The following is a 24,440-nucleotide window of genomic DNA, read 5'->3' as shown; positions in this document are numbered from 1 at the left end:
TGAGGGGCGCGTGCCTTGAAGGACGTGCTCTAGAGCGGGGCGAGCTGGAGGACGGCGATGCCTGCCACCACCACTGCTCCGGCGGCCATCCGGGCTGCGCCGAGGCGCTCGCGGAAGACCAGCGCGCCGATCAGTGCGGCGATCAGGATGCTGGTCTCCCGCAGGGCGGCGATCGTCGCCAGGTCTCCGTGCGCCTGGGCCCACACCACCAGGCCGTAGGCGGTCAGCGAGAGCAGCCCGCCGGCCACCCCCTGCACCCAGCCGGGGCCCGGCTGGCAGAACAGCGAGGGGCCGCGCAGCACCACCGCGGTCAGCAGCATCCCGGCGCCCTGCAGGACGAACAGCCAGGCGATGTAGCCGAGAACGGTGTTGGAGGTGCGCACGCCCGTCCCGTCGACCACGGTGTACCCGGCGATCATGGCGCCGGTGCCGAGGGCCGCCGCGACGGCGGGCAGCTGCCCGCGGCCCGGCACGCCGTCGGCGAACGCCAGCCCGGCCAGGCCGACCGAGATCACCAGCACCCCGGCCCACTGCGCGGCGCCGAGCGGCCGGCCCAGCACCAGGACGGACAGCGCGGCCACCAGCCAGGGCGCGGTGCCCCTGGCCAGCGGGTACATCTGGCCGAAGTCGCCGAGCCGGTAGGCCTGCAGGAGCAGCAGCTGGTAGAGCACCTGGAGGACCGCCGAGGCGGCCAGGTAGGGCCAGGCGCGGGCGTCGGGCAGCGGGGCGAGGCAGGCCAGCAGGACGCCGCCGGCCAGGAAGGCCGCGTTGATCAGCGCGAAGCCGACCACCTTGTCGGGGAGGGCGTGGGCCAGCGCGTTCCACACCGCGTGCAATGCCGCCGCCACCAGCACGACCACCGGCACCATCGTCGCGTCCATGCCCGCTCCCGTCCCCTCGGAGACGTCCGAGGGTACCAACCAGTGCGAACGTGACGAATCATCAACGCGACTGCAGGAAGATCGCGTTACGGTCACGGTCTTGGCAGGATGGCGGCATGTCCACCACCCTCGGGCCCGTCCCCGCCCAGCCCTCCCCGCCCGCCGCGGCGGCGGCACCGGGCGCGCCGACCGAACAGACCGCCCCGGCCGAGCCCGCCCCGCGGGCGGAGGAGGGCGGGCACATGATCGTCTGCGGCCAGGACACCCTGGCCTTCCGGCTGGCCGTGGAACTCACCACCCTGTACGGACGGCGGGTCACCGTGGTGGTGCGCTCCCTGCAGGAGGGGCAGAGCCCGCAGATCGCCGCACTGGCCGCCGAACGGCGGCTGCCGGTACGGGTGGTGGAGGCCGCCGAGCCCAGCACCGCCGTGCTGGCCGAGGCCGGTGTCCGGGAGGCCGCGGCGCTCGCCCTGACCGGCTCGGACGACCAGGCCAATGTGCAGGCCGCACTGCGCGCCCGCCGGCTCAACCCCGGTGTCCGGCTGGTGCTGCGGGTCTACAACCGCCGGCTCGGCAAGCGGGTCGGCCAGCTGCTGGACCGGGCCGCCGCCGCCCGCACGGCGGAGGACGCGGCCGTGCCGGAGGCGTCCACCACCGTGCTGTCCACCTCGGCCACCGCCGCCCCCGCGCTGGTCTCCGCCGCCGTCGCCGGCCACCCGGCCGTGGTGCACGTGGACGGCCGGCTGCTGCGCGCCGCCGAACTCCCCGCGGGCGAACGACCCCAGGGCACCGAACTGGCCACCCTGGCACTGCTGCCGGGCGGCCTGCGGGGCCGTCCGCCGGTGCTGCTGCCCGGCCCGGAGGAGGCCCTGCCGGAGGGCGGCCGGCGGCTCGTCCTGGAACTCCTCGGGGTGCCCGAGGAGCACCGGGCGCGGCGGCGGCTGCCCGGCCTGTCCGCGCTGCCGATCGCCGCGCTGTTCTCCCGCCGGCTGCGGGTCGCCCTCGCCTCGCTGGCCGCTCTGCTCGCCCTGTTCGCCGGCCTCACCTCGGCCCTCACCGGCGAGAACCCGCTGCACACCGCCTACCTCGCGGTGCTGGACGTGATCGCGATCGCCGACCCGGCCACCGCCGACACCCCGGCCCGCAAGGTGTTGCAGATCCTCACCGCACTCAGCGGGCTGCTGCTGATGCCGCTGCTGACCGCGCTCACCCTGGAGGCGCTCGGCACCTTCCGGGCCGCCTCGGCGCTGCGGCGGCCGCCGCGCGGCATCTCCGGGCACGTGGTGCTGCTGGGGCTCGGCCGGGTCGGCAGCCGGGTGCTGGACCGGCTGCGCGAGCTGGACCTGCCGGTGGTATGCGTGGAGAGCGACCCGACCGCCCGCGGGGTGGCCAGGGCCCGCGCCTACGGGGTGCCGGTGGTGCTCGGCGACGCCACCCAGGAGGGCGTCCTGGAGGCCGCCCGCGTCGGCCGGGCCCGCGCCATGCTGGCGCTCACCAGCAACGACTCGACCAACCTGGAGGCGGCGCTCTCCGCCCGCGAGTGCAATCCGGCGCTGCGGGTGGTGATGGGCCTGTTCGACGACGACTTCGCCGGGGACGTCTACCGGGCGCTGCGCGACTCGTACCCGGACGCGGAGACCCGCAGCCACAGCGTGTCGTTCCTGTCCGCACCGGCGTTCGCCTCGGCGATGATGGGCCGCGAGGTGCTCGGCGCGATCGCGGTCGGCCGGCAGGTGCTGCTGGTCGCGGCGGTCGACGTGGGCGACCACCCGGACCTGGCCGGGCGGACGGTCGCCGCGGCGCACCGCCCCGGCGCCTGGCAGGTGCTCGCGCTGGACATCGCCGAGCCCTCCCGGCGCGCCCGCGACCTCGGCCTGGTCTACCGGGCCCGCCCGGAGCTCCGCTGGAACCCGCCCGCCGACCACGTGCTGGGCGCCGGCGACCTGGTGGTCGTCGCGGCGACCCGGGAGGGCCTGGGCCGGCTGCTGCGGGTGTGACGGAACGCCGCGGGCCCGGCCGCCGGGGTCGTCCCTCGGCGGCCGGGCCCGCGGCCGGCGGTCAGCCCTGCTGGATCGTCCAGAACTCGTCCCAGTTCAGGAGACCGTCCTTGCTGGTGTCGGCCTTGGCGATGACGGCCTGGGCCACCGGAACGGTCACGTACGGGTCGCCCATCTCGGCCATGACCTTGGAGTACTCCTCCGGCGAGATGAATCCGTCCCCGTTCACGTCGAAGCGCGCGAACGTCGTCTTGGCCTTCTCGATGTCCATCTCGGCAGGTGCTCCTTCTGGGTGATGCGATGACGCCCGTACGATACCGGCGCCGGGCTGCCGCGAGGAGCCCGGCCACCCCTGCGGGGGATGCGATGGCCGGGCGGGCCGGCCCCGGCCAGACTGGGGGCGTGCCCGAACTTCCGGAGGTGCAGGCGCTCGCGGAGCGCATGGCCGAGGCCTGCGCGGGTCGCTCGGTGGCCCGCGTCGACGTGCTGTCGGTGCAGGTCCTGAAGACCTTCGACCCGCCGCCGCAGGCCCTCCACGACCGCACGGTGGCCGGGGTCGGGCGGCACGGCAAGTTCCTCGACCTCACCGCCGACGGCGGGCCGCACCTGGTGCTGCACCTCGCCCGGGCCGGCTGGGTGCACCGCCGGGCGTCCTTCCCGGCGAAGCCGCCGAGCAGGCGCGGCCCGCTGGCACTGCGCCTGGTGCTCGACGACGGCTCCGGCTTCGACGTCACCGAGCAGGGCACCACCAAGCGGCTGGCCGCGTACGTGGTCGCCGACCCGGCCCTGGTGCCCGGCATCGCCCGGCTCGGGCCCGACGCCCTGGCCGTCACCGAGGAGGAGCTGGCCCGGCTGGCCTCCGGGGCCCGGCAGCGGCTGAAGACCTTCCTCACCGACCAGGCGGTGCTGGCCGGGGTCGGCAACGCCTACTCGGACGAGATCCTGCACCGGGCCGGGCTCTCGCCCTACGCACTGGCCGCCTCGCTGAAGCCGGGGCAGACGGCCGCCCTGCACGCGGCGCTGCGGGCGGTGCTCGGCGAGGCGCTGGAGCACGCCCGGGCGGTGCCCGCGGACGGCCTGAAGGCCGAGAAGAGGGCCGGCCTCGCGGTGCACGGCCGGGCCGGCGAGGCCTGCCCGGTCTGCGGGGACACCGTGCGGTCGGTCGATTTCGCGGACTCCTCGCTGCAGTACTGCCCCACCTGCCAGACCGGCGGCCGGATCCTGGCCGACCGCAGGCTCTCCCGCCTGCTCAAGTAGTGTGCTTGAATCTGCTCGACAGAAGCATGTTCCGAGCAGAATCATGCAAATCGGGGGGCACCGACCGTGCTACTGGTCGTCACACCCAATCCGGCCCTGGACATCACCTACAGCGTGCAGGCGCTGCGGCCGCACACCACCCACCGGGTCGGCACGGTCGCCTCCCGGGCCGGCGGCAAGGGCGTCAACGTGGCCCGGGTGCTCACCGCCCTGGGGCACCGGGCCGTCTCGGTGCTGCCGCTCGGCGGCCCCACCGGCGCCACCGTCGCGGCCGACCTGGCCGCCGCCGGGCTGCCCCACCGGGCGGTGCCGATCACCGGTGACACCCGGCGCACCGTCGCGGTCGCCGACCCGTCCGACGCCACCCTGTTCAACGAGCCGGGACCGCCGCTCACCCCCGTCGAATGGCGGCACCTGGTCTCCGCCGTCGACGAGGCGCTGCCCTCGGCCGGGGTACTGGTGCTCTCCGGCAGCCTCCCGCCGGGCTGCCCCGAGGACGCCTACGCCGAACTCGTCACCCTCGCCCGCCGCCGCGGCACACCGACCGTCCTGGACGCCGACGGGCCCGCACTGACCGCCGCCCTCGCGGCCGGGCCCACCGTGGTCAAGCCCAACGCCGCTGAGCTCCGCGCCGCCACCGGCAGCACCGACGTGCCCGCCGCCTCGGCCGAGCTGCGCCGCCGCGGCGCCGGCGCCGTGGTCGCCTCGCTCGGCCCGGACGGCCTGTACGCCCTCACCGGCACGGGCGCCTGGCGCTGCGCACCGCCCGAGGCCGCCACCGGGAACCCGACCGGCGCCGGCGACGCCGTGGTGGCCGCACTCGCGGCCGGGCTGCTCGCCGGCACCGACTGGCCCGGGATGCTCGCCGAGGCGGTCGCCCTCTCCGCCGCCACCGTCCTCGCACCGCTGGCCGGGGACTTCGACCGCGCCGCCCACCGACGCCTGCGGGCGGCCTCCGGCGCCCGGCCGATGCCCGCCTGACGGTACGTCAGCGCGCCGGGGCCTCGCCCAGCCACCCGAGGGCGGCGACCTGGATGCCGGCCTGGAAGCGGCTGCGGGCGTCCATCCGCACCATCAGGTCGGCCATCATCCGGCGCACCGTGCGCAGCGAGACGCCGAGGCGCTGGCCGGCCCGCTCGTCGGTGAGGCCCTCGGCGAGCAGCCGCAGCAGCTCGCGCTCCTGGGCGGTGAGGCCGTGCGGGTCCCGCTGGACGCTCTCGCCGAGCGGCCTGGCCTGCTCCCACATCTGCTCGAACAGGGCCCGCAGGGCCGCGATCACCCCGGGGCTGCGCAGCAGCACCGCACCCTTGCGCGGGTCCTCCGGGTCGATCGGGACGATGGCGGTGGCGTTGTCGACCAGGATCATCCGCAGCGGCAGCGTGGGCATCGTGCGGACGGCCCCGCCGAGGCCGTGCAGCCAGCGGGCGTACTGCACGGTGGCCGGGTCGTTGCGGACGCTGTCCTGGTAGACGGTGCGCATCCGCACCCCGCGCTCCAGGGTCTCCTGGTCGAGCACCCGGCTGGCCTCCATGACCTGCGGCGGCTGCGGGCCGCCCGGGGCGAAGGAGAGCACCTCGACGGCGGCGTCGGAGGCGAGCTGGACGAGGCGGTCGCGCACCTCGTCGAGACTGCTGATCAGTTCGATGCCGGGCTGGTTGGCCGGCGCGTGGACGCTGGCGTACTCGGCGATCAGGCCGGCCATCGCGGCACGGCTGCGTTCGATCTCCTGCTGGCGGCGGGCGGCCTCGGCCTCCTGCCGGGCGAGTAAGGTCGCCAGGCCGAGTTCGGGATTGACGGCGCGCCAGCGGTCCGAGGAGCCGGTGGGTCTGGTGAGGGCGAGGTCGGCCAGGCGGTCGAGTGCGGCCCGCACCTCGGACTCGTCGGACTCCAGGCGCTCCGCGATGCCCCGCGTGTCCAGCTCCGGGTGCAGGAGCATGGTGCGGTAGACCGCTTCGCCGAACGGGTCGAGGCCGATCGGCACAGCCCCGCTCAACAGCACGCCACCAGAAGTGCGAACACCATCACACCCTCCTGAGAGCGGGTCGACCGGCTGTTCCGACAGGGCGCGAGCATATCGCCACACGGAGGAACACAGAACACTCTTGCGAGCAATCCGGGCGGTCCGATGGATGAACTGTGAACGGGCCGGAACCCCCGTCGCGCATTCTCCACGGTAGCGGGGCCCGACCCGCGCCGAACCGGCCGTGGCATCTTGCTGCCTGGCGAAGATCTGACACCGGCCCGCACCGCCAAGACTGTTGTACATCCGTCAGGCTGGAGGCCGTGTATGCGATCCGCGTCCACCTGGAGGCGCGGGGCGGCCGGCCGCTCCGCGCACCGGTGGCACCCGCCGTGCGGGCCGGACTCGAGCGAGGGCTCCGGGCACCCGCCCGGCTGAGCCACGCCCGCATCCGGCAGTCCGCGGACTCGCTGGACGCGGTGGTGTTCGTCGCCGCCCGCTCGCTGCTCGAGGCCGAGGACCGGCTGCGCGACGCCTGCGGCGAACTCGTCGGCGAGGAAGGCGAACTGAGCGGCTGGGAGCTGCGCTCCTGCGAGGCCGACTCCTGGTTCGCACTGGGCCTGCACGGCCTGCCCAGCCACCCCTGAGCCCCCCGCACCCGCCGCCGGGCGGCCGGCCGAGCTGGCCTCAGGGTGTCACGGCACTCTGGTGCCAGCTCCGGCTGCTGACACGGACCGGCCGGAGCGGCCACTCTCATGGTGTCGGCGGAACGACGGACCGGCAGCCGGGACAGCAGCCCCCACGGGGCCGGCACCGGTCACCCGTCACCCGCCAGTGGACACCACACGGCCCCGGAGGCAGCCCGGGGTCCAGCCGAACGCGAGAGGATCGGGCATCCCCATGACGCAGAAGGTCCGTTTCATCACGATTGTCGCTCTGGGTCTCGGTGTTCTGACCGGCGTCGCCGCCACCGCACAGACCGACGGCAGCGGGTCGGCAGGCCTCCGGGCCGACGGCGGCACCTCGTCCGGGCCCACGTCCACCCCCACTCCGCTCCCCCCGCTGCCCACCGGCCACCAGGACACCTGGGGCTGGGGCTGAGCCGAACCCACCGGCCCCGCACCACGGCGCCGGCCCCCGCAACCCGGCCGGCCGGACGACCCCGCAGACCGAGACGTCGACGCCCACGAGGTAGCCGGATGACCACCCTCCTGGAAAGCCCGCTCCACCCGGCGGCCGCCACCGCCACCGGCGGCACCGCCGCCGTCCGCGTCCTGCTCGCCGACGGACACCACCTGTTCCGCAGCGGGCTCGGCGCCCTGCTCGACCGGGAGAGCGACCTCGCCGTGGTCGCCGAATCCCCCACCGCCGAAGAGGCCGCCGAGGAGGCCGCCAGGACCAGGCCCGCCGTCGCCGTCCTCGACCCCGACCTCCCCGGGCCCGGCGGCAGCGCCACCGCCGCCCTGATCCGCGACCGGGCGCCGGCCACCGCCGTCCTCCTGCTCACCGCCCAACCGCGCACCGCCGACCTGCAGCGCGCCGTCGCCGACGGGGTGGCCGGCGTCCTGCTCAAGGACGTGCCGCCGGCCGCACTGATCTCCGCCGTCCGCGAACTCGCCCGCGGCGGGCGGGTGTACGACCCGCGGCTGGTGGTCGACGCGGTCCGCGGGGGCGGCACGTCGCCGCTCACCCCGCGCGAGGTCACCGTGCTCGGGCACATCGCGGACGGCTCCACCATCAACGAGGTCGCCGCCGCACTCTCGCTCTCCCCCGGCACCGTCCGCAACTACGTCTCCGCAGCCATCGCCAAGACCCGGGCCCGCAACCGCTGCGACGCCATCCGCATCGCCCGCGAACGCGGCTGGCTCTGACACCCGCCGGCCGGCCAAAGGCTGCGGGGTAGCTCATCAGGGGCGCGGGGAACTGCGCAATTCGGAGAAGGTGCACCTGTCGAGTCGGGCCGACCCCGTTTCGGGCCGACGCGATTTCGGCAGGTGGGCCACATCCGGATTGCGCAGTTCCCCGCGCCCCTTGGGGTTGGCCCCATGCCCCTTGGGCTAGCCCCGGGCCTGGGGGACCATGTCGGCGAAGCCGTGGGCGGTGCGGGGGACGTCGGCGGGGCGGCTGCCGATCAGGAATTCGCCGACGGAGGACTCGGCCGTCCAGTCCAGGCCGAGGGCCCGGGCGGCTGCGTCGGTGTCGCCGGAGCCGAGCCCGCAGGGGGCCAGCCCCATGGCCGTCGCCACCAGGTACAGCGTCTGGTAGACCACGCCGACGTGCTTGAGCGTCAGCGCGTACGCGATCTGGCTGTACTTCCAGGAGAGCCGGCCGAATCGCGAGGTCACCGTCAGGAGGACCTGCGGGTCGACGCTGCAGCCGGTCGCCCGCCAGGCGGCGGTCATCAGTTCGCGGAAGGCCGCCTCGTCGCCCGGCCCGGAGAACGGCCGGGGCCGCAGCCGGTGCGCCGCCGCGTCGTACCGGTAGACACCCGGCACCAGGCCGTCGCACCGCACCACCGAGAGGTAGACCTCCAGTTCGCCGGTGGCGCCGCCGGCCGGGTAGGGGCGGTCGACGATGTCGTAGCCGTGCGGGTCGGCCGGGTCGCCGGGGATCACCCGCCGCACCCGGGCCACCCGGTAGAGCAGCTCGCCGAGCTGGTCGAGGGTGACCGGGGTCTCGGCGTACGTCCGCACCGAGCGCCGCCCCTCCAGCACCTCGGAGAGGGCCGGGTCGCGGGCCAGCACCTCGTCCCAGTCGGGGACGGGCAGGTCGATGCCGGTGCCCTCCTCGCGCGGGCCGGTGCCCGGGATCGCCGGCAGCTGGGCGACCTCGGGGTGGGCGAAGACGCCGCCGCTCGGGTAGTCGTGCCTGCCGGGGCGGCTGCGGGCGTGGAAGAGCAGGTCGTGGAAGTCCCAGAGCGGGGGCTCGCCCTGCGCGGTGTCGTCGAGGAAGCCCGCCCCGGCGAGCAGCCCGGCCAGTGAACGCCCGGCCGCCGGGGCGAGGCCGGCCAGCAGTGCCGCCTCCTCCACCGAGCGGGAGGCGGTGACCGCCGCCACGAAGGCGCCCGCGGCCGGGCGGTGCAGGGTGAGCCGGAACGGCGCCATCGGCGACTCGAGGACGCACGCCCCGGCGTGCTCCTCGGGCAGCCGACGCAGGTAGGCGAAGCGGGAGAGGACCGCGGTGTCGGCGGACCGGGTGAGCCCGGGCAGGCCGGCCGAGCGGGCGATCGGCACGGCGGTGGCCAGTGGCACGCCGAGCGGGTCGGCGAGGGTGGTGGTGACCAGGTACGGGAAGCGCCGCAGCAGGTGCAGCAGCCTGCCGCCGGCGGGGAGTTCGTCGAGGTCGACCTCGGTGCGGGTGAGTTCGGCGAGGCGTTCGACGGTGTCGGCGCCGAGGGCGTGCACCCGCTGACGGCCCCAGGGGTGGCTGAGTTCGAGGTCGTCGCCCTGGGCGGTGACGACGACCTCCGGGCGCAGCCGGAGCAGGGTGCGCAGGGGGCCGCCGCCGGCCGCGAGGTCGGGTGGCAGCTGTTCGGTCACGGTCATGCGGAGTACCTCCTCCGGGAGGGGCGGGCCGCCGAGCAGCACGGCGGCCCGGCACGTCGTCAGATGAAGATCGGGACGGGGTTGAGGTCCTCCTCCCGGGTCGGCCGGTCGAGCCAGCCGAGGGCGAGCGGCACGTCGTAGAGGCGGCCGGGGGCGAAGCGGGCCCAGAAGTGCCGCATGCCGGGGACGATCACCTTGGCGACCGGCAGGCCGACGTCGGGGCGGGTCTGGTCGAGCACCAGGAACTCCATGCCGCGCTCCTCGACCAGGCGTTGGGCGAGCGCGAGGTCGTCGGCGAGGTCGGTGCCGGCGAGCTTCGCCCAGCGGCCGGGGCCGGCGGCCCGGGCGGCGGGGTCGGGCAGCAGGTGGGGGTTGCCCGCGATGGTGGCCGTCGTCCACCAGGCCTTCTGCTCGGGGTCGGCGCCGGCGTAGTTGACCCGGCCCTCGGCGTCGCCCGCGACCGGGCCGAGGAACTGGTTCATCTCGGTGAGTGCTCGGGTGAGCGCGATGTGCGGGTCGAGGTGGGCGCCGAAGGCGATCAGGATGTCCTCGGCGGGCTTGTCCAGGCGCCGGGAGAAGGCGCCGACCACCGGGATGCCGAAGTCCGAGGTGAGGTCGAGCGCCCAGATCTCGCGGCGCAGCCCCCGGTAGATGCCGCGGAGTTCGGCGATGTACGGGTCGCCGAAGGCGTCCAGGTCGACGGCGGGCCGCTGCACCCGGTTGTACCACCAGAGGGCGACGGCGTCGCGTTCGACGAGCTCCAGGAAGCCCTGCAGGGCGGCGTCCTCGAAGGAGGTGCCTGCCGCGCAGCCGTTGGAGTCGCCGGCGGCGAAGAAGCCGTGGCGGTGCCGGTAGCCGTAGTAGAGCGACATGGTGGGCAGCCAGCGGGTGCGCTGTTCGGTGAGCGACCAGGCGGGCGACCATTCGATCGTGTCGTCCTCGCGGAACCGCTCGGGGACGGTGTTGAACATCGAGCGGCGGGCGTTCCAGCGGGCCCGCTCCTCGTACTGGCGGTCGCTGTAGAGCAGGGTGCGGGCGGGGTGGATCGCGGCGTCGCCGAGTTCGGTGAAGCTGGCGGTGCGGCGGGCTTCGTCGCCCTGGAAGACGCCGGAGTAGCGTTCCATCGCCTCGCCGAGCGCGCTGGCCCGGGCCTGGACGTCGGTGCGGCCCTTGCCGCAGCTCACCGAGCGCAGGCCGGTGCGCAGTTGGCGCAGGTCGCCGCTCTGCCGGGAGAGGTTCTGTCCGGAGACGTACACCCGTAGGCCGGTGGGGGTGCGGGCGGCGGGCATCAGGGAGGTCACCACGCCGGTCACCGGGGAGAGTTGGGGCCGGTAGCGGTCGAGCATGTCCTCCGGGGAGGCGGAGCGGTGGCCGCCGTCGGCGGTGAACGCCTTCGGCCGGGAGGTGAACTCCACCGGGGCGAGCTGGCGTTCGGCCATCAGGCCGGCCTCGCCGCAGGCCGGGCACTGCGGACGGCGCACCAGTCTGTGGCGTTCGGCCTCCAGCAGGACGGTGTCGAAGGTGAGCACCACCGGCTCCGGAGGGCGCACCCCGGCGAGCCACTTGGCCGCCTCCAGGGCGGCGAGTTGGGCGCCGGTGCCGAGGGTGGGTGCGAGGTGGGCGCCGGCGGTGGAGATCGGGGTGTCCTGGCCGAGCCGGTGCTGCAGGTAGCTGAGCGACTGGCGGTTGGCGGAGAGCCGGTGGGCGAGGCACTCCCAGCAGCCGGTGGCGTCCTGCGCGGTGTCCGGGGTGCCGGGGACGAAGACCGGGCCGACCCAGACGATGGAGCCGACCGGGCGGGCGAGCAGCCACGGGCGTCCGCTCTCCCGGGCGGCGCGGTCGCGGTCCGCGAGACCGGGGTGCAGATAGTCCTCGGTGAGGGCGACGGTGAACTCGGCGTCCTCGTCGACGGTGACGCCCGCGGCGGCGAGCGCGTCGAGGAAGGGCTGCGGGTCGAGGTCGCCGTACACCTCGACCCGGGCCCGGGAGGTGCGCAGCGCGGCGGAGGCGGCGGCGCCGTCCAGGCCGGCCATCTCCAGGTAGGCGGCGCCGGCCGGGTCGTCGACGGACCCGGCAGGTGCGAGGTAGCCGCGTTCGCGGAGCGTGCCGACGGCGCCGAGCACCTTGTCGGCGGGGACGGTGCCGTCCAGGGCGGCGCCGATCTGCTCGGCGCTGCGGGTGCCGTCCAGCAGCGGGGCGAGGCGCTGGGCGAGGGCGCCGTCGACCACGGAGACGCCGCGCTCGGAGACCAGGTAGACGGCCTCGCCGTCGACGACGTACGGGGTGTAGTGGCGTTTGAAGCCGATCGCGGTGGTGTCGGACATGGTGGTCCCTCGGGTCTCGGGCGGTCAGCGCAGGGTGGCGAGCGGGGCGGTGGCGGGGTCGAGCAGGCGCAGCAGCAGCAGGCCGACGGCGGCGGTGCCGTCCAGGGCTCCGGGGTTGATCCGGTCGGCGGCGGCCCGGTCGGCGTACCAGCGGCCGGTGGCCCCGTGCCGGGCGATCAGCTCGCCGACGAGCAGTCCGGCGGCCTCCCGGCCGTCGTAGAACGGGCCGGGCAGCAGCGCGTCGGCGCCGTCGGGGACGGTGTGCAGCAGGCCCGCCTCGGCGGCGGTGAGCGCCTCGCCGGCGGTGGCGACCAGGTCGCGGGTGGTGCGGCCGGCGATCTGCGCGACGCCCACCGGCGGGGTGAGGGCGCCGAGTTCGGCCGGGTCGACGCTGCCGGCGCCGAGCGAGACGGCGGTGTCCAGGCAGGCGAGCCGGCCGGCCCGGGTGGCGGTGGCGAAGCGGTGGCCGCGCAGCCGTTCCCGGACGGTCTCCGGGGCGGCGAGCAGGGCGGGCGCCTCGGCGAGGGTGCGGGCGAGGGCGGCGGCGACCGAGTCGGGGCCGGCCGGGACGAGGTCGAGGAAGCCGGGGTCGACCGGCTCCGCGGGCGGTTCGGCGGTCTCGGCGGCGAGGGCGTCCAGGGCGGCGGCGGCCAGGGTGCGGATGCCGTCCTCGGTCGGGGTGTGGCCGGGGCCGGCGGCGCGGCGCAGCCGCAGCAGGTTGAGCAGCAGGCCGGTGCTGCCCATCGGGGTGTCCGGGTGCGGGGTGCGGACGGGGCGTCCGGGGCGGGCCGGGGCGGGGGTGGCGACGGCGAGCGCGCCGGGCACCAGGGCCTGGGCCCTGGCGAGGAGTTCGGGTTCGCCGAGCAGGACGCCGGCCCGGGCGAGGGCGTGGATCAGCGAGCCGGGGCCGGCCAGTCCGCCGGGGACGGGGGCGCCGGCGGCGAGCCGGCTGTCGGCGGCGAAGGCGAAGCCGCGCGGGGAGTCGGGGTCGATGAGGCCGGCGGCCGCGGTGAGGGTGTGCAGGGCGGCCCGGTGGAAGCGGGGTTCGCCGGTGGCGGCCCAGAGTTCGGCGAGCAGCACGGCGATGCCGGGGGTGCCGGTGACCAGGTCGAGGCCGAGCACCTCGACCTGGCGCAGGCCGGTGCCGGGGTACCAGCTCTGGCCGAGCCAGCCCCGGCCGCGCCGGTCGGCGAGGATGCGGTCGCCGACGGCGACGGCGTGGCCGAGGAGTTCGCCGGATGAGGGGGCGGTGGTGCGGCGGGTGCGGGTGGCCGGGGCGGGCAGTTCGGTGCCGGCCCGGGCGGCGTCGATGCAGCCGGTGAGGACGGCGAGGTGGGCGTCCAGGTCGAAGCCGTCGAGTTCGGCGACGCGGTGCTGGAGGCGCTGCCAGCCGGTGCCCTGGAAGTGGCCGCGGATCTCCCGGCCGTCCGCGGTGAAGACCGAGGAGGAGGTGGTGAGCGAGCGGAAGAACGGGATGTCCAGGACGCGGTAGGAGTCGAGTTCGGCGAGGACGACGTCCAGCAGGTCGCCGCGGCCGGGGTCGCCGGCGCGGGCGGTGACGGCGCCGTGCAGGGCGCCGGCGATGACCGTTTCGCGGGTGGCGCCGTCGTCCAGGGCGAGCGGGCTGGTCGAGGCCCGGACGATCTTGTAGCCGTCCCAGGTGTGCCGCCAGATGTAGCGCACCCAGATGCCCCGGAAGGGTGCCAGCGGGCCCTCGGTGGAGGCGAGTTCGCCGCGCAGCGCGTACAGCACGGCGTGCATCTCGCGGTAGCCGGCGGTCAGCTCGTCGGTGTACTCCCACGGGTCGGCGGTCTCGCCGTCGTGGACGGGCCGGTACGGGGGCAGCGGCAGCGCGGGCACGCCCGGGGCGACCTCCAGGCCGCCGATCCGGGAGAGGCAGCCGATGTCCAGGGCGCCGGAGTGCCTGGCCGGCGTCCAGGCCTGGAAGGCCATCGCGGTGCGCACCACGGTGGACTCCAGCTCGTCCAGCAGGCCGTGCTGGTCGGCGCTGAGCACCGGCGGTGCCTGCACCCGCGGGTAGAGCAGGCACTCCAGGTCGATCAGCGCGGGATGCTCGCCGTCGGCGAGCAGGTTGTCGGCCCACAGGTCGCGGCCCTCCAGCAGCTGGACGAGCCGGATCGTCATGCCGAGCCGCCGGTAGAAGCGGGCGAAGCCGCCGCGGTCCGCGCAGGGACGGTGCGGGACGAGCTCCTCCCAGCCGTAGTCGCTCTCGCAGTCGGCGGCCAGCGAGGCGCCGTGGCCGTCGTCGCCGCGGTCGCTGCGCAGCAGCACGGTGCGGACCGGCAGGTCGAGCGGGAGCTCGCGGTTGAGCCGGCGCACCAGGCCCAGGTAGGCGGTGGCGTGCCGCATGTCCTTGGGCTTGTAGACCACGGCCCGGCCGTCGGCGAAGTGCAGCAGGGCGACCGAGCGGCCGCCGGCGTGCCGGTCGCCGGCGTCGCCGCGGACCTGGTCGAGCGGGCCCGGGTCCACGCCCTGCCACAGCTGCTCGACGAGCAGCGCCCGGTCGGCGGCGAGCCGGGCGAACAGCTCGGTCTGCACGTGCTGCCACTGCCGGCAGACCGTGCCGACCAGGTACGCGAGCGCGGGCAGCCGCTCCAGCCGGGCGAGCCAGCCCTCGGCGGAGGTGTCCAGGCCGCCGGCGGCGTCCCAGTCGGTGGCGCGGGGGCGGCCGGTGGCGGCCTGCAGTTCGTGGCAGAGCGACAGGTTGCAGGCCTCGGTGAGCCGGGCGGTCAGGGTGCCGGCCAGGTCGGCGCGGGCCCGGTCGGTGACGGGGACGCCGAGGATGCCGCCGGGGCCGTCGGGCAGCAGCGCCCCTGCGGCGTTCGCGAAGGCGGCGGTGAGCGCGCCGGGCGCGGCGGTCTCCGGGCCGGGTACGGCGGGCAGGGTGCGCAGGAAGGCGGCCAGGGCGAGCGCCCAGGGCGGCAGTTTGGCCGGGTCGGCGAGGACGACGGGGCGCAGGCCGTCGCCGAGCGGCCGGCCGGTCTCGGCGAGGTGGTCGAGCAGGACGCCGGCGCCGCCGTGCTCGCCGGCCGCGCGGCGCAGCCAGGTGTCGACGGCGGCGGCGCGGCGGCGCCGGTCCTCGTCCGGGTCGGGTACGAAGTACGCGGTGCCGTCGGGCCGGGCGGCGGCCCGGTCGTCGAAGGAGGCCGCGGCGGCCACCACGGCGAGCAGCCGCTCGTCGCCCCGGGCGGTGCCGGGGAGCAGCCGGGCGGGGCCGTCGTTCCCGGCGGTGTCGGCGGGGCGGAGCCAGGTCTGCAGGTCGAGCGACATCTCACATCTCCTGGAGTCGGGCGAGGCGGGTGAACAGCGGGTCGGTGCCGAGCAGTTCGTCGTACGTGCCGGTGGCGGTGACCCGCCCGCCGGAGAGCACGTGGATGCGGTCGGCGGTGCGGACGGTGCTGAGCCGGTGGGCGATGACGACGCGGGTGGTGTCGAGGCCGGCGACGGCCTCGGCGACCTTGCGCTGGGTTCGGTTGTCGAGGGCGGAGGTGGCCTCGTCCAGCAGCAGGACGGCGGGCCGGCGGACGAGGGCGCGGGCCAGCAGCAGCCGCTGGACCTGTCCGCCGGAGAAGCCCTGGGCGTCCTCGCCGATCCTGGTGCCGAGGCCGAGCGGCAGGCGGCGCAGGTCGTCGGCGATGCCGGCGAGTTCGGCGGCCTCCCAGACCCGGTCCTCGGTGACCTCGGTGTCGGTGCCGGCGAGGTTCTCCAGCAGTGAGCCGCGCAGCATCCGGCCGTGCTGGAGGACGGCGCCGATCCTGCGGCGGACCAGCCGGGCGTCGAGCGTCGCGAGGTCGCGGCCGTCGTAGCGGACCGTCCCGGACTCCGGCTGTTCGAAGCCGAGCAGCAGCCGCACCAGGGTGGACTTGCCGGCGCCGGACGGGCCGACCACGGCGACGAGTTCGCCGGGTGCGGCGTGCAGCGAGACGCCGTCCAGGGCGGGGGCCGCGGTGTCCGGGTAGCGGAACACCACGTCCTCCAGGGCGACTTCGCCGCGGAGCGGACCGGGGTCGGCAGTAGCGTCCGACCGCTCGCGCGGGCCGGTCTCGGCGAGGATCGGCCGGAGCCGGTCGAGGACGGGAGCGATGCCGTAGGCGCCGGCCGCGGCGTGGGTGACCTGGCCGAGTGCCATGGCGACCTGGCCGGCCGCGACACCGGCGGCCATCAGGTGCCCGGACGGGGTGTCCCCGGCGGCCGTCGCGCCGGCCAGCAGCACCGCCAGCAGCAGCGGTTGCAGGGCTGCGGTGAGGGCGCCGGCCGCGGCGTCGGCCCGCTGGGCGGCGGCGTCGGCGCGCTTCTGTGCGGCGAAGGGCACCGCCCAGCGGGCGAAGGCCTGGATCTCCCGGCCCGCGGTCTGGATCTTGTCGATGCCGAGCAGCAGCCCGTACAGCACGCCGTGCAGCCGGCCGTGCAGCTCGAACACCTCGCTCTCGTGCCGCTGCCGGCGGCGGCCGAGGGCCAGCAGCAGCCCGGTGGCCGCCAGCACGGCGAGCAGCAGCAGCCCGCCGAGCCACGGGTCGACCAGCAGCAGCACGGTCAGCCCCGAGGTGGCGAACACGGCGCCGAGCACCGCGCCGACCAGCACCTCGGACATCGCCTGCCGGGCCTGGGCGACCGCGTTCGCCCGGTGCACCAGGTCGCCGGTGCTGAAGTCGCGGAAGAACCGGGCGTCGTGGCCCAGCAGCCGGTCCCAGACGGCCGGTTCCAGTGCGCTCTGCACCCGCCCGGTGAGCCGGACGGCCGCGGTGTTGCGGACGAGCACCAGCAGCCAGGAGGCCGCCACCGCCGACCCCAGCAGCAGGGCCAGCCAGCGGACGGGGTGCCGGTCGGCCGCCAGCAGCTGCGGCAGCAGCACCCCGGTGCTCAGCGGGACGAGCAGGCCCAGCAGCGCCGCGCCCAGCCCGGCCGCGGTGAGCCGGGCGAGGTCCCGGCGGGCACCGGGGACGGCCAGCACGAACCGGGCGAGACCGGCCGGGCCCAACTCCCCCGGCGGCAGCGGCGGGTACAGCAGCAGGGCCTTCCGCTGCAACGCCACCCGGTGCCTGCGGCCGGCCCTCCCGGCGGCCGGGTCGTACGGGCGGTGCCCACCGGCCGGGCGGGACACCAGGGCGATCGGCCGGCCGTCGTCCGCGGCGAAGCCGACCATCGGACCGGCCAGCCCGGTGGCGTCGCCGTGCCCGTCCGGGCCGGCCGGCAGGGTGACCGGGCGGGACCGCACCCCGGCCGACCGCAGCAGCGCGGCCAGCGGGTCACGGGCGGTGCGCACGGCCGCCGGCAGCTCGGCCGACGGGCCGCCCGCCGGGCCGAGGCCGAGCGCGGCCAGCACGGCACGGGCCTGCCCGGCGGGGTCGTCCGCGGTGTGCCGCGGCGCGGCGGCCGGGCCGGCGGCGTGCAGCTCGCCGAGGGCGGCGGCGAGCGCGGCCCGGTTGGCGGCGGCAGTGGCGGCCGGGCGGTCCGGTGCGGTGCCGGCCGTATCGGCACCGGCCGTGTCGTGGACGGTGGCCGGGGTGGCGGTCATGCCTCCTCCTGGGTGCCGGTCGCCCGGTCGGCGAGCAGGTTGCGGTAGGGGCCGGGCACGGCGGCGAGTTCGGCCGGGGTGCCCTGCTGGACGATCCGGCCGCCGGAGAGCACCACCACCCGGTCGGCGGCCTGGATGGTGCTCAGCCGGTGGGCCAGCACCAGGCAGGTGGTGCCGCGGCGGCGCAGGTGCCCGTTGACGGCGGCCTCGGTGTGCGCGTCGAGCGCCGAGGTGGCCTCGTCCAGCACCAGCAGCGCCGGGTCGAGGGCGAGGGCGCGGGCGAGTTCCAGCCGCTGCCGCTCGCCGCCGGAGAGGTTGCGGGCGTCCTCCTCGATCCGGGCGCCGTCCATGCCGCCGCGGCGGCGCACCAGGTCGGCGGCCTCGGCGTCGGCGAGCGCCCGCTCCAGGGCGTCCTCGTCGGCGGCCGGGTCCCAGAGCGTCAGGTTCTCCCGGACGGTGCCCTCGAAGAGGCGCAACTGCTGCTCCACGTAGGCGACCTGGCCGGTGACCACGGCGCGGTGCCAGTCCTCGCGGGGGCGGCCGTCGAGCAGCACCCGGCCGCTCCACGGGCGGAGCACCCCGGCGGCGAGGCGGGCCACCGTCGACTTGCCGCTGCCGCTGGTGCCGACCACGGCGACCCACTCCCCCGGGCGGAGGTGCAGCGAGATGCCGGAGATCGCGGGCGGGCGGTTGGGGTCGTAGCCGAAGGAGACGTCCTGCAGCTCCAACTCGCCGCGGAGCCGGACGGGTTCGGCCGGCGCGTCGAGCACCGGCGCGAGGTACGGGTCGGGCTCGGTGGTCTCGACGTCCTCCAGCAGGGCGTTCTGTGCCCGGGCGACGGTGAACTCGGAACCGGTGCCGACCAGTTGGCCGACCGGCAGGAGGAAGCCGTTGAGCAGCAGCAGGAAGGCCACCAGGGTGCCGAGCGAGAGGGAGCCGCCGAGCAGCAGCGAGGTGCCGGCCACCACGACCGCGGCGGTGGCCGCCGAGTTGAGCGCGCCCGGCAGCGACATCGGGACGATCACCGCGGCCGTCACCTTCTGGCCGGTCTCCATCGCCCGGGCCTGCCAGCCCGCCCAGGAGCGGAAGAAGGAGTCCTCGGCACCCTCCGCCTTGACCGTCTCGATCGCCGACACCCCGGCGAAGGCCACGCCGTCACGCTTGTACTGCTCGGCGTGCAGCCGGTGCACCAGGCCGCCGCGCCGCCGGTCGGCGGTGCGCAGCGCCAGCACGTCCAGCACGGCCACCGCGACCGGCACCGCGACGAGCTTCGGCTCCAGCCAGGCCAGCGCGCCCAGGTGGACGGCGGCGGAGGCGGCCGCGGCGGCCGCGCCCGCGGCCCGGTGCGAGAGCAGGGCGGCCAGGCCGTCGTTCATCTGCACCCGCGTCACCAGGCCGCCGAGCTGGCGCCGGTGGAAGAAGGAGCCCGGCAGTCGCAGCATCCGCCACAGGAAGCCGGACGAGCCGCGGGCCGCCATCGCCTCCAGCACCCGGTTGACCAGGCTCTGCTGCAGCCAGGTGCCGAGCAGCACGGTGGCGGCGACGGCAGCGGCGGTGAGGGTCAGCGGCAGCGCCCAGGAGGCGCTGCCGGCCAGGGTGACCGAGGCGAGGTAGGCGCGCAGCAGGAAGGCCGCCGCCACGCCGGGCACCGCGAGCAGCACCGCCAGCAGGACGGCGAGCAGCAGCGGCCCGGCGAACGGGCGCATCCGGCCGCCGAGGGCCCGCAGCAGCGGGAAGCGGCGGCCGCCGCGCTCGAAGTCCGGGCCCGGTTCGAAGCCGACGGCGATTCCGGCGAAGGACTCCCAGAACTCCTCCGGGGTGGCCGAGTAGGAGCCCAGCGAGGGGTCGTTGACGTGGATGCGGCCGCGCCGCACGCCCTCGAAGACCGCGAAGTGCGGGCCGGTGACCAGCACCATGGACGGCACCGGCACCTTCTCCAGCCCCAGCAGCCTCCCCTCCCCGCGGACCACCCGGCGGCCGCGGGCGACCAGCCCGTAGCGGCCGGCGGCGCGGGCCACCGCGGCGGCGCTCACCCCGTCCCGGCTGACCCCGCAGGCCCTGGACGCCTCCTGCAGGGTCACCCGGCGGCCGAAGGCGCCGAGCACCACGGCCAGGCAGGCGGCGCCGCAGTCCTGCTCCTCCATCTGCGGGACGACGGGCGTGCGCAGGTGGCGGCGCGGCTTGGACTTCCGCCGCTGCGGCCCTGCGCCGGCACTCTTCGGGTCTGCGGTCTTCGGGTCTGCGGTCGTCGGGCCTGCAGCGGCCGCGACCTCCCGCACGTCGAGGCTCATGAGCCGCTCCCCTTCCCGAGCACCGCCTGGTAGGGGTGGCGGGCACCGAGGTCGATGTCGGCGGTCACCGGCAGCGGGCCGGGCAGTGCCGCCGCCGGCTGCTGTGCCTCCGGCGGGAGTTCGGCGTAGGCCGTCCAGACCGGGGCCGCCCCCGCGGGCAGGCCGGGCAGCGGGACGGGCAGGGTGCCGTCCAGCGAGTCGGCGCGGGCGGGCAGCGGGTCGACGGCGGTGATCACCGCGCGGACGGTGCCGGCCCCGGGGACGGGGACCAGGACGGTCCGGCCGGGCCGCAGCTCCCGCGCCTCTCCCGGATCGGTGGCGAACAGCCGGACGGTGAGCGGGAGTCCGGTGGAGTCCAGGGCGAGGACGGGTGCGCCGGGCGTCAGTTCGGCGCCGGGCTGGGCCAGCAGGGCGGTGACGGTGCCGGCCGACGCGGCCCGCAGCTCGGCCTGGCGGCCCTCCCCGGTGTGCAGCACGGCGAGCGGCTGTCCGGCCGTGACCCGTTCCCCCGGACGGACCAGGAGCCGGGCGAGCGTGCCGGGCCCGTCGGCCCGGACGGTCGCGGGGGCGGGGCCGTGGGCGACGACGGCGTCCACGGCGAGGGTGTGCGGGAGGGTGCCGAAGACCGTCCACGCCGTTCCTGCGCCGACCGCGAGCAGCAGCGCCCCGGCAGCGGCCGAGAGGCGGGCCCCGACCAGCCCGACGGGACGGTCGAGCCCGGGTTCGAGGACGGCTGCGGCTCGCCCGGCGGCGAGCGCGGTGGCCGCCCTGGAGGCGTTCTCCGGCTTCGGGGCCGTCTTCACCTCCTGCCCGGACTCCGGCGGCGCGCCCTCGGTCGGATCAACAGCTGCGGTCTGCTCGACGGCTTCGGCCTGCTCGACGGCTTCCGGCGGCGCGGCGGTTGCCGTCCCGCCGTTCCTGCGGCGGTCGTTGCGCTTCCTGGTGGCCGTTCCGCTCATGACCGCCCCACCCCCGCGAGGGCCGGGCCGTCGGCTGCGGCGGCCAGGGGCGGGCAGTGCAGCGGGAGTTCGCGCAGTCCGCCGAAGACGAACTGGGTGCTCCAGGGCGCGGTGTCCGCGGTCAGCGGGGTGCTCAGCTCCCGGTCCGCGCCGGCGGCGGCGAGGCCGCGCAGTACGGCGGCGCCGGCCATCAGCGAGAGCGGGGCGCCGAGGCAGTGGTGCGGACCGTGGCCGAACGCCAGGTGGCGCAGATCGGCCCGGTCCGGATCGAAGCGGTCCGGGTCGGTGAAGCGGCGCGGGTCGCGGTTGGCGGCGGCGTACAGCAGCAGGGCCACCCGGCCGGCCGGGACGACGGTGCCGCCGACCTCGACGTCGCGGGTGAGGGCGCGGGCGCTGGCGCGAACGGGGCTGCCGAGGCGCTGGGCCTCGTCGAAGACGGCTGCGGCGTCGGCGGGTGTGCTGCGCAGGCGTTCGGCGAGGCCGGGGGTGTGCAGCAACTGCCAGACGGCGACGGCTAGTCCGGAGGTGAGCGTCTCCAGGCCGTTGGCGAGCAGCATGACCACGAAGGCGAGCAGGTCCTCGTCGTCGAGCCGGCCGTCGGCGCGGGCGGCGGTGAGCCGGCTGATCAGGTCGTCGCCGGGATCGGCCGCCCGGGCGGCGCACAGCGTCTCCACATAGGCGCGGAACTCCTCGAACTCGGCGTCGAGTTCGGCGATGCGGGCGGCGGCGTCGGTACCACCGGCGCCGTCCTGGCCGCCGAAGTCGTCGAGCAGGGAGCGGGCGACCAGGCGGGCCCAGCCGGTGACGCGCTCCTGCTCGGAGTCGGGGATGTCGAGGATCGCGCAGGAGACGGCAACCGGCAGCGGCACCGCCAGGTCGGCGACGACGTCGAACGAGCCTGCGGCGAGCAGCGGTTCGAGCAGCCGCTCCGCGGTGGACTCGATGCGTCCGCGCATCTGCTCCAGCCGGCGGGCGCTGAAGGCGGTGGTGGCGAGCCGCTTGAGGCGGGTGTGGTCGGCGCCGTCGCGCATCGGCAGCATCCGGTCGACCACCCGCGAGAGTGCGGTGGCTCCGGCGCGGGGCAGGCCGACGGCGGCGGGGTCGACGGCGGTGCCGGGGTGCATCAGGACGGTGACGATCTCCTCGTAGCCGGAGACGACGTGCACCCGGCCGAGGTCGAGCACCGGGGCCTCGGCCAGCAGCCGGCGGTAGAGCGCGGGTGGGTCCTGCTGCGCGGCGGGCTGTTGGATGAACCGCGTCAGCTCGTGCCGGAGGCTGTCCATGCCCGGCTCTCCTCAACTGGGGTCGGTGGGGGCGGAGTTCGGTGCAGAAACAGGGGTGCCGCGGTGGAACCCGCCAGGCGGGCCCACCGCGGCACGGAACCCGTTACTCCGCGGCGGTCTCGGCGACCGAGTTGGACACGGAGCTGAAGCTGGAGACCGGGCAGGCGGCGCAGGCCAGCGAGCTGACGCTGATGCCACCGTTGACGGTGTCGAGCTCCTCGACCTCGATGTCGAACTGCTCGTTCTCGGTGATCTCGTTCTCGGCCATGGGGGTCTCCCTCCGATGTGCGGCGCCGTTCCCCGGCCGGGGCCCGGTCACCGTTCTCCGCCGTTCGTCCGCCGGCCTTTTCCCCGGCTCGCTCTCGGCGACGAGAAAAATATGCACCCGGGGCACGGACGTACGACAGTACGGGATGTCAGGAATTCCCCCATGGAAAATGACACACCCTCCCGCATGACATTTTGAATACCCTCTGACCTGCATTGATGCTGACTATTGCATTCAATGCCTGGCACCCCTCACGCTGTATTCCATGACATCCACCATCAGCTCCGGAATTCCCGGGACAGCGGCCGTGGAAGTGCGGGACCTGCACCGCCGCTACGGCGACTACGAGGCGGTGCGCGGTGTGTCCTTCACCGTCGCCCGCGGCGAACTCTTCGCCCTGCTCGGCACCAACGGTGCCGGCAAGACGACCACGCTCGAGGTGCTGGAGGGCTACAGCACGCCGAGCTCCGGCACCGTCCGGGTGTTCGGCCTGGACCCGTACGCGCAGGGGCGCGAGGTCCGCCGGCGCACCGGTGTGATGCTCCAGGAGGGTGGCTTCTTCAAGGAGTTGACCGTCCGGGAGACGGTCGACTCCTGGCGGTCCTTCATCACCGGGGCCCGCCCGACGGCGGAGGTGCTCGGCCGGGTCGGCCTCACCGAGCGGGCGGGCACCCGTGTCGCCCAGCTGTCCGGCGGCGAACGGCGCCGCCTCGACCTCGCCCTGGCCGTGCTGGGCGGCCCCGAACTGCTCTTCCTGGACGAGCCGACCACCGGCATGGACCCGGAGGCCCGCCGGATCACCTGGCGGATCGTCAAGGAACTGCAGGCGGCCGGCACCACCGTCCTGCTGACCACCCACTACCTGGAGGAGGCCCAGCAGTTGGCCGACCGGGTGGCCATCATGGACAAGGGCCGGCTGGCCGCCGTCGGCACGGTGGACGAGGTGCTGGCCGGACACGGCACCCGGATCAGCTTCCCGCTGCCCGATGGCATCAGCGCCCGGCAGCTCCCGGTGGTGCTGGGCGAGTCGGCCGCGGTCACCGACGGCGTCGCGGTCTACACGGCGGCCCGTACCGCGCCCGCGCTGGCCGCACTCCACAACTGGGCGGCCGAGTGGTCGGTGGAGCTGGACGGCATCGAGGTGCGGTCCGCCTCCCTGGAGGACGTCTTCCTGGAACTGGCGCACGAGGGCCGCCCCACCGGCGCGGCCCACGAAGGGGCGGGTGCACGATGACCACCACCGACACGACCGGCGCGCTCGTCGCCGCGGCCCCCGCGAGGGGCGGGGCGGAACCTGCGGCGCTCGGCTGGCTCAGCTGTGCGCGCGGCCAGTTCCTGCTCTCCTGGCGGGTGTTCTGGCGCAACCGGCGTTCCACCTTCATCGGCTTCCTGCTGCCGGTGCTGCTCAACCTGGTGGTCGCGGCGCCGCTGCGCACCAAGGAGATCGCCGGGGTGAACGCCGCCGGCTACACCACCGTCGGCTTCATCGGCCTGGCCCTGGTGACCTCCTTCATCAACCTGCTCAACGGCGTGGTCGCGCGCCGCGACGACCTGGTGCTCAAGCGGCTGCGCGGCACCGAGGTCCCCGCCACGGCCATCTTCGCCGGGCAGATCGGCGCCGGCGGCGCCGTGGTGCTGCTCCAGGTCCTGGTGCTGGGCGGGGTGTCGGTGGGCTGGTTCGGCACCCCGCTGCCCGCCGATCCGCTGCTGTTCCTGCTGGTCCTGGCCGGCGGGTACCTGTTGTTCGCGGTGCTGGCGGTCGCGCTGTCCGGGGTGACGCCGAGCGCGGAGGCCGCGCCGATGGTGGCCACGCCGGTGCTGCTGGTGTGCATGTTCGGCAGCGGGGTGGTCGCGCCGCTGGCGTCGATGCCCGAGTGGCTGCAGACGCCCGCGCACGTGCTGCCGCTGGCGCCGGTGGTGGAGAGCCTGCGGACGGCCTGGTTCGGCCGCGGATTCGGCCACGAGTCCTGGTCCGGTGCGCCGCTCGCCGAGCTCGACCTGCTGCACGGCTGGCTGCACGCGGCGCCGTCGCTGCTGATGATCGCCGCCTGGGTGGCGGCCGCGGCCGTGCTCGGCCGGCGGCTGTTCCGCTGGGAGCCCCGCCGGGGATGACCGGCGCGGCGCCGGAACCCGGTGCGC

19 protein-coding genes are annotated in these 24,440 nt (G+C 75.9%); 8 read left to right on the top strand and 11 right to left on the bottom strand.

Annotated elements, in window-relative coordinates; genetic code table 11:
* Positions 1-29 precede the first annotated feature (29 nt).
* On the bottom strand, positions 30-881 hold the full coding sequence (locus tag AB0M03_RS04440) for an EamA family transporter (protein WP_363488290.1): 852 nt from the start codon (positions 879-881) through the stop codon (positions 30-32).
* Between the two features lie 116 nt (positions 882-997).
* On the opposite strand from AB0M03_RS04440, the gene AB0M03_RS04435 reads away from it, so the two are divergent.
* The gene (locus AB0M03_RS04435; protein ID WP_363488288.1) at positions 998-2,878 is read left to right on the top strand and encodes an NAD-binding protein; all 1,881 of its coding nucleotides are present in this window, start codon (positions 998-1,000) and stop codon (positions 2,876-2,878) included.
* A 61-nt stretch (positions 2,879-2,939) separates the two neighbouring features.
* Here the strand turns inward: AB0M03_RS04435 and AB0M03_RS04430 are convergent, their stop codons facing one another.
* On the bottom strand, positions 2,940-3,149 hold the full coding sequence (locus AB0M03_RS04430) for an EF-hand domain-containing protein (protein WP_363488286.1): 210 nt from the start codon (positions 3,147-3,149) through the stop codon (positions 2,940-2,942).
* Between the two features lie 131 nt (positions 3,150-3,280).
* Here AB0M03_RS04430 and AB0M03_RS04425 point away from each other — a divergent pair, with 131 nt between their 5' ends.
* Positions 3,281-4,135, top strand: coding sequence for a DNA-formamidopyrimidine glycosylase family protein (locus AB0M03_RS04425; protein WP_363488284.1), 855 nt, complete (start codon positions 3,281-3,283; stop codon positions 4,133-4,135).
* Positions 4,136-4,201: 66 nt separating this feature from the next.
* Positions 4,202-5,116, top strand: a complete 915-nt coding sequence (locus tag AB0M03_RS04420; RefSeq protein ID WP_363488282.1) for a hexose kinase — start codon at positions 4,202-4,204, stop codon at positions 5,114-5,116.
* Positions 5,117-5,123: 7 nt separating this feature from the next.
* On the opposite strand, the gene AB0M03_RS04415 is transcribed toward AB0M03_RS04420, so the two are convergent.
* Positions 5,124-6,128: a LuxR C-terminal-related transcriptional regulator gene (locus tag AB0M03_RS04415; RefSeq protein WP_363488280.1), complete on the bottom strand. Its 1,005-nt coding sequence runs from the start codon at positions 6,126-6,128 to the stop codon at positions 5,124-5,126.
* A gap of 290 nt (positions 6,129-6,418) precedes the next feature.
* Here AB0M03_RS04415 and AB0M03_RS04410 point away from each other — a divergent pair, with 290 nt between their 5' ends.
* From AB0M03_RS04410 to AB0M03_RS04400, 3 genes are all read left to right on the top strand, one after another.
* Complete coding sequence (locus AB0M03_RS04410; RefSeq protein ID WP_363488278.1) at positions 6,419-6,742, top strand: hypothetical protein; 324 nt, start codon at positions 6,419-6,421, stop codon at positions 6,740-6,742.
* 253 nt (positions 6,743-6,995) lie between these two features.
* Complete coding sequence (locus AB0M03_RS04405) at positions 6,996-7,196, top strand: hypothetical protein (RefSeq protein ID WP_363488276.1); 201 nt, start codon at positions 6,996-6,998, stop codon at positions 7,194-7,196.
* A 98-nt stretch (positions 7,197-7,294) separates the two neighbouring features.
* The gene (locus AB0M03_RS04400) at positions 7,295-7,966 is read left to right on the top strand and encodes a response regulator transcription factor (RefSeq protein WP_363488274.1); all 672 of its coding nucleotides are present in this window, start codon (positions 7,295-7,297) and stop codon (positions 7,964-7,966) included.
* Positions 7,967-8,152: 186 nt separating this feature from the next.
* Here AB0M03_RS04400 and AB0M03_RS04395 read toward each other — a convergent pair whose 3' ends face one another.
* The 8 genes from AB0M03_RS04395 to AB0M03_RS04360 all read right to left on the bottom strand — a co-directional run bounded on the left by AB0M03_RS04395 (position 8,153) and on the right by AB0M03_RS04360 (position 22,301).
* Entirely contained in the window at positions 8,153-9,640 is a 1,488-nt protein-coding gene (locus AB0M03_RS04395) for a SagB family peptide dehydrogenase (RefSeq protein WP_363488272.1), read from the bottom strand.
* Between the two features lie 59 nt (positions 9,641-9,699).
* Entirely contained in the window at positions 9,700-11,964 is a 2,265-nt protein-coding gene (locus tag AB0M03_RS04390; protein WP_363488270.1) for a TOMM precursor leader peptide-binding protein, read from the bottom strand.
* A gap of 24 nt (positions 11,965-11,988) precedes the next feature.
* Positions 11,989-15,255: a type 2 lanthipeptide synthetase LanM gene (locus AB0M03_RS04385; protein WP_363488268.1), complete on the bottom strand. Its 3,267-nt coding sequence runs from the start codon at positions 15,253-15,255 to the stop codon at positions 11,989-11,991.
* A 1-nt stretch (position 15,256) separates the two neighbouring features.
* Positions 15,257-17,500, bottom strand: a complete 2,244-nt coding sequence (locus tag AB0M03_RS04380; protein ID WP_363488266.1) for an ATP-binding cassette domain-containing protein — start codon at positions 17,498-17,500, stop codon at positions 15,257-15,259.
* On the bottom strand, positions 17,497-19,791 hold the full coding sequence (locus AB0M03_RS04375) for an ATP-binding cassette domain-containing protein (RefSeq protein ID WP_363488264.1): 2,295 nt from the start codon (positions 19,789-19,791) through the stop codon (positions 17,497-17,499). Before AB0M03_RS04375 ends, AB0M03_RS04380 begins: the two co-directional genes overlap by 4 nt.
* Positions 19,788-20,750 carry an acetyl-CoA carboxylase biotin carboxyl carrier protein subunit gene (locus AB0M03_RS04370; RefSeq protein ID WP_363488262.1) on the bottom strand — a complete coding sequence of 321 codons (963 nt, stop codon included), beginning with the start codon at positions 20,748-20,750 and terminating at the stop codon, positions 19,788-19,790. The genes AB0M03_RS04375 and AB0M03_RS04370 overlap by 4 nt, the downstream gene beginning before the upstream one ends.
* A complete protein-coding gene (locus AB0M03_RS04365; protein WP_363488260.1) occupies positions 20,747-22,033 on the bottom strand; it encodes a cytochrome P450 in 1,287 nt (428 codons plus the stop codon). The genes AB0M03_RS04370 and AB0M03_RS04365 overlap by 4 nt, the downstream gene beginning before the upstream one ends.
* A 103-nt stretch (positions 22,034-22,136) precedes the next feature.
* Positions 22,137-22,301 (bottom strand): hypothetical protein, encoded by a 165-nt coding sequence (locus AB0M03_RS04360; RefSeq protein ID WP_179419324.1) that lies wholly within the window; start codon positions 22,299-22,301, stop codon positions 22,137-22,139.
* Between the two features lie 265 nt (positions 22,302-22,566).
* Between AB0M03_RS04360 and AB0M03_RS04355 the strand changes: the two genes are divergently transcribed.
* Both AB0M03_RS04355 and AB0M03_RS04350 read left to right on the top strand, forming a co-directional pair.
* Positions 22,567-23,535: an ABC transporter ATP-binding protein gene (locus AB0M03_RS04355; protein WP_363488258.1), complete on the top strand. Its 969-nt coding sequence runs from the start codon at positions 22,567-22,569 to the stop codon at positions 23,533-23,535.
* Positions 23,532-24,413 (top strand): ABC transporter permease, encoded by an 882-nt coding sequence (locus tag AB0M03_RS04350; RefSeq protein WP_363488256.1) that lies wholly within the window; start codon positions 23,532-23,534, stop codon positions 24,411-24,413. The genes AB0M03_RS04355 and AB0M03_RS04350 overlap by 4 nt, the downstream gene beginning before the upstream one ends.
* Positions 24,414-24,440 lie beyond the last annotated feature (27 nt).

This window comes from Kitasatospora sp. NPDC051914, assembly GCF_040680995.1.
Lineage (GTDB): Bacteria > Actinomycetota > Actinomycetes > Streptomycetales > Streptomycetaceae > Kitasatospora.
Note: the sequence above shows the minus strand (reverse complement) of the source record. Positions and strands in the feature narration are given on the sequence as shown.

Excerpts from the sequence above, each read along its gene's own strand:
- AB0M03_RS04440 (WP_363488290.1), bottom strand. The coding sequence starts at position 881 with ATGGACGCGACGATGGTGCCGGTGGTCGTGCTGGTGGCGGCGGCATTG.
- AB0M03_RS04435 (WP_363488288.1), top strand. The coding sequence starts at position 998 with ATGTCCACCACCCTCGGGCCCGTCCCCGCCCAGCCCTCCCCGCCCGCC.
- AB0M03_RS04430 (WP_363488286.1), bottom strand. The coding sequence starts at position 3,149 with ATGGACATCGAGAAGGCCAAGACGACGTTCGCGCGCTTCGACGTGAAC.
- AB0M03_RS04405 (WP_363488276.1), top strand. The coding sequence starts at position 6,996 with ATGACGCAGAAGGTCCGTTTCATCACGATTGTCGCTCTGGGTCTCGGT.
- AB0M03_RS04400 (WP_363488274.1), top strand. The coding sequence starts at position 7,295 with ATGACCACCCTCCTGGAAAGCCCGCTCCACCCGGCGGCCGCCACCGCC.
- AB0M03_RS04395 (WP_363488272.1), bottom strand. The coding sequence starts at position 9,640 with ATGACCGTGACCGAACAGCTGCCACCCGACCTCGCGGCCGGCGGCGGC.
- AB0M03_RS04390 (WP_363488270.1), bottom strand. The coding sequence starts at position 11,964 with ATGTCCGACACCACCGCGATCGGCTTCAAACGCCACTACACCCCGTAC.
- AB0M03_RS04385 (WP_363488268.1), bottom strand. The coding sequence starts at position 15,255 with ATGTCGCTCGACCTGCAGACCTGGCTCCGCCCCGCCGACACCGCCGGG.
- AB0M03_RS04380 (WP_363488266.1), bottom strand. The coding sequence starts at position 17,500 with ATGACCGCCACCCCGGCCACCGTCCACGACACGGCCGGTGCCGATACG.
- AB0M03_RS04375 (WP_363488264.1), bottom strand. The coding sequence starts at position 19,791 with ATGAGCCTCGACGTGCGGGAGGTCGCGGCCGCTGCAGGCCCGACGACC.
- AB0M03_RS04370 (WP_363488262.1), bottom strand. The coding sequence starts at position 20,750 with ATGAGCGGAACGGCCACCAGGAAGCGCAACGACCGCCGCAGGAACGGC.
- AB0M03_RS04365 (WP_363488260.1), bottom strand. The coding sequence starts at position 22,033 with ATGGACAGCCTCCGGCACGAGCTGACGCGGTTCATCCAACAGCCCGCC.
- AB0M03_RS04360 (WP_179419324.1), bottom strand. The coding sequence starts at position 22,301 with ATGGCCGAGAACGAGATCACCGAGAACGAGCAGTTCGACATCGAGGTC.
- AB0M03_RS04355 (WP_363488258.1), top strand. The coding sequence starts at position 22,567 with ATGACATCCACCATCAGCTCCGGAATTCCCGGGACAGCGGCCGTGGAA.
- AB0M03_RS04350 (WP_363488256.1), top strand. The coding sequence starts at position 23,532 with ATGACCACCACCGACACGACCGGCGCGCTCGTCGCCGCGGCCCCCGCG.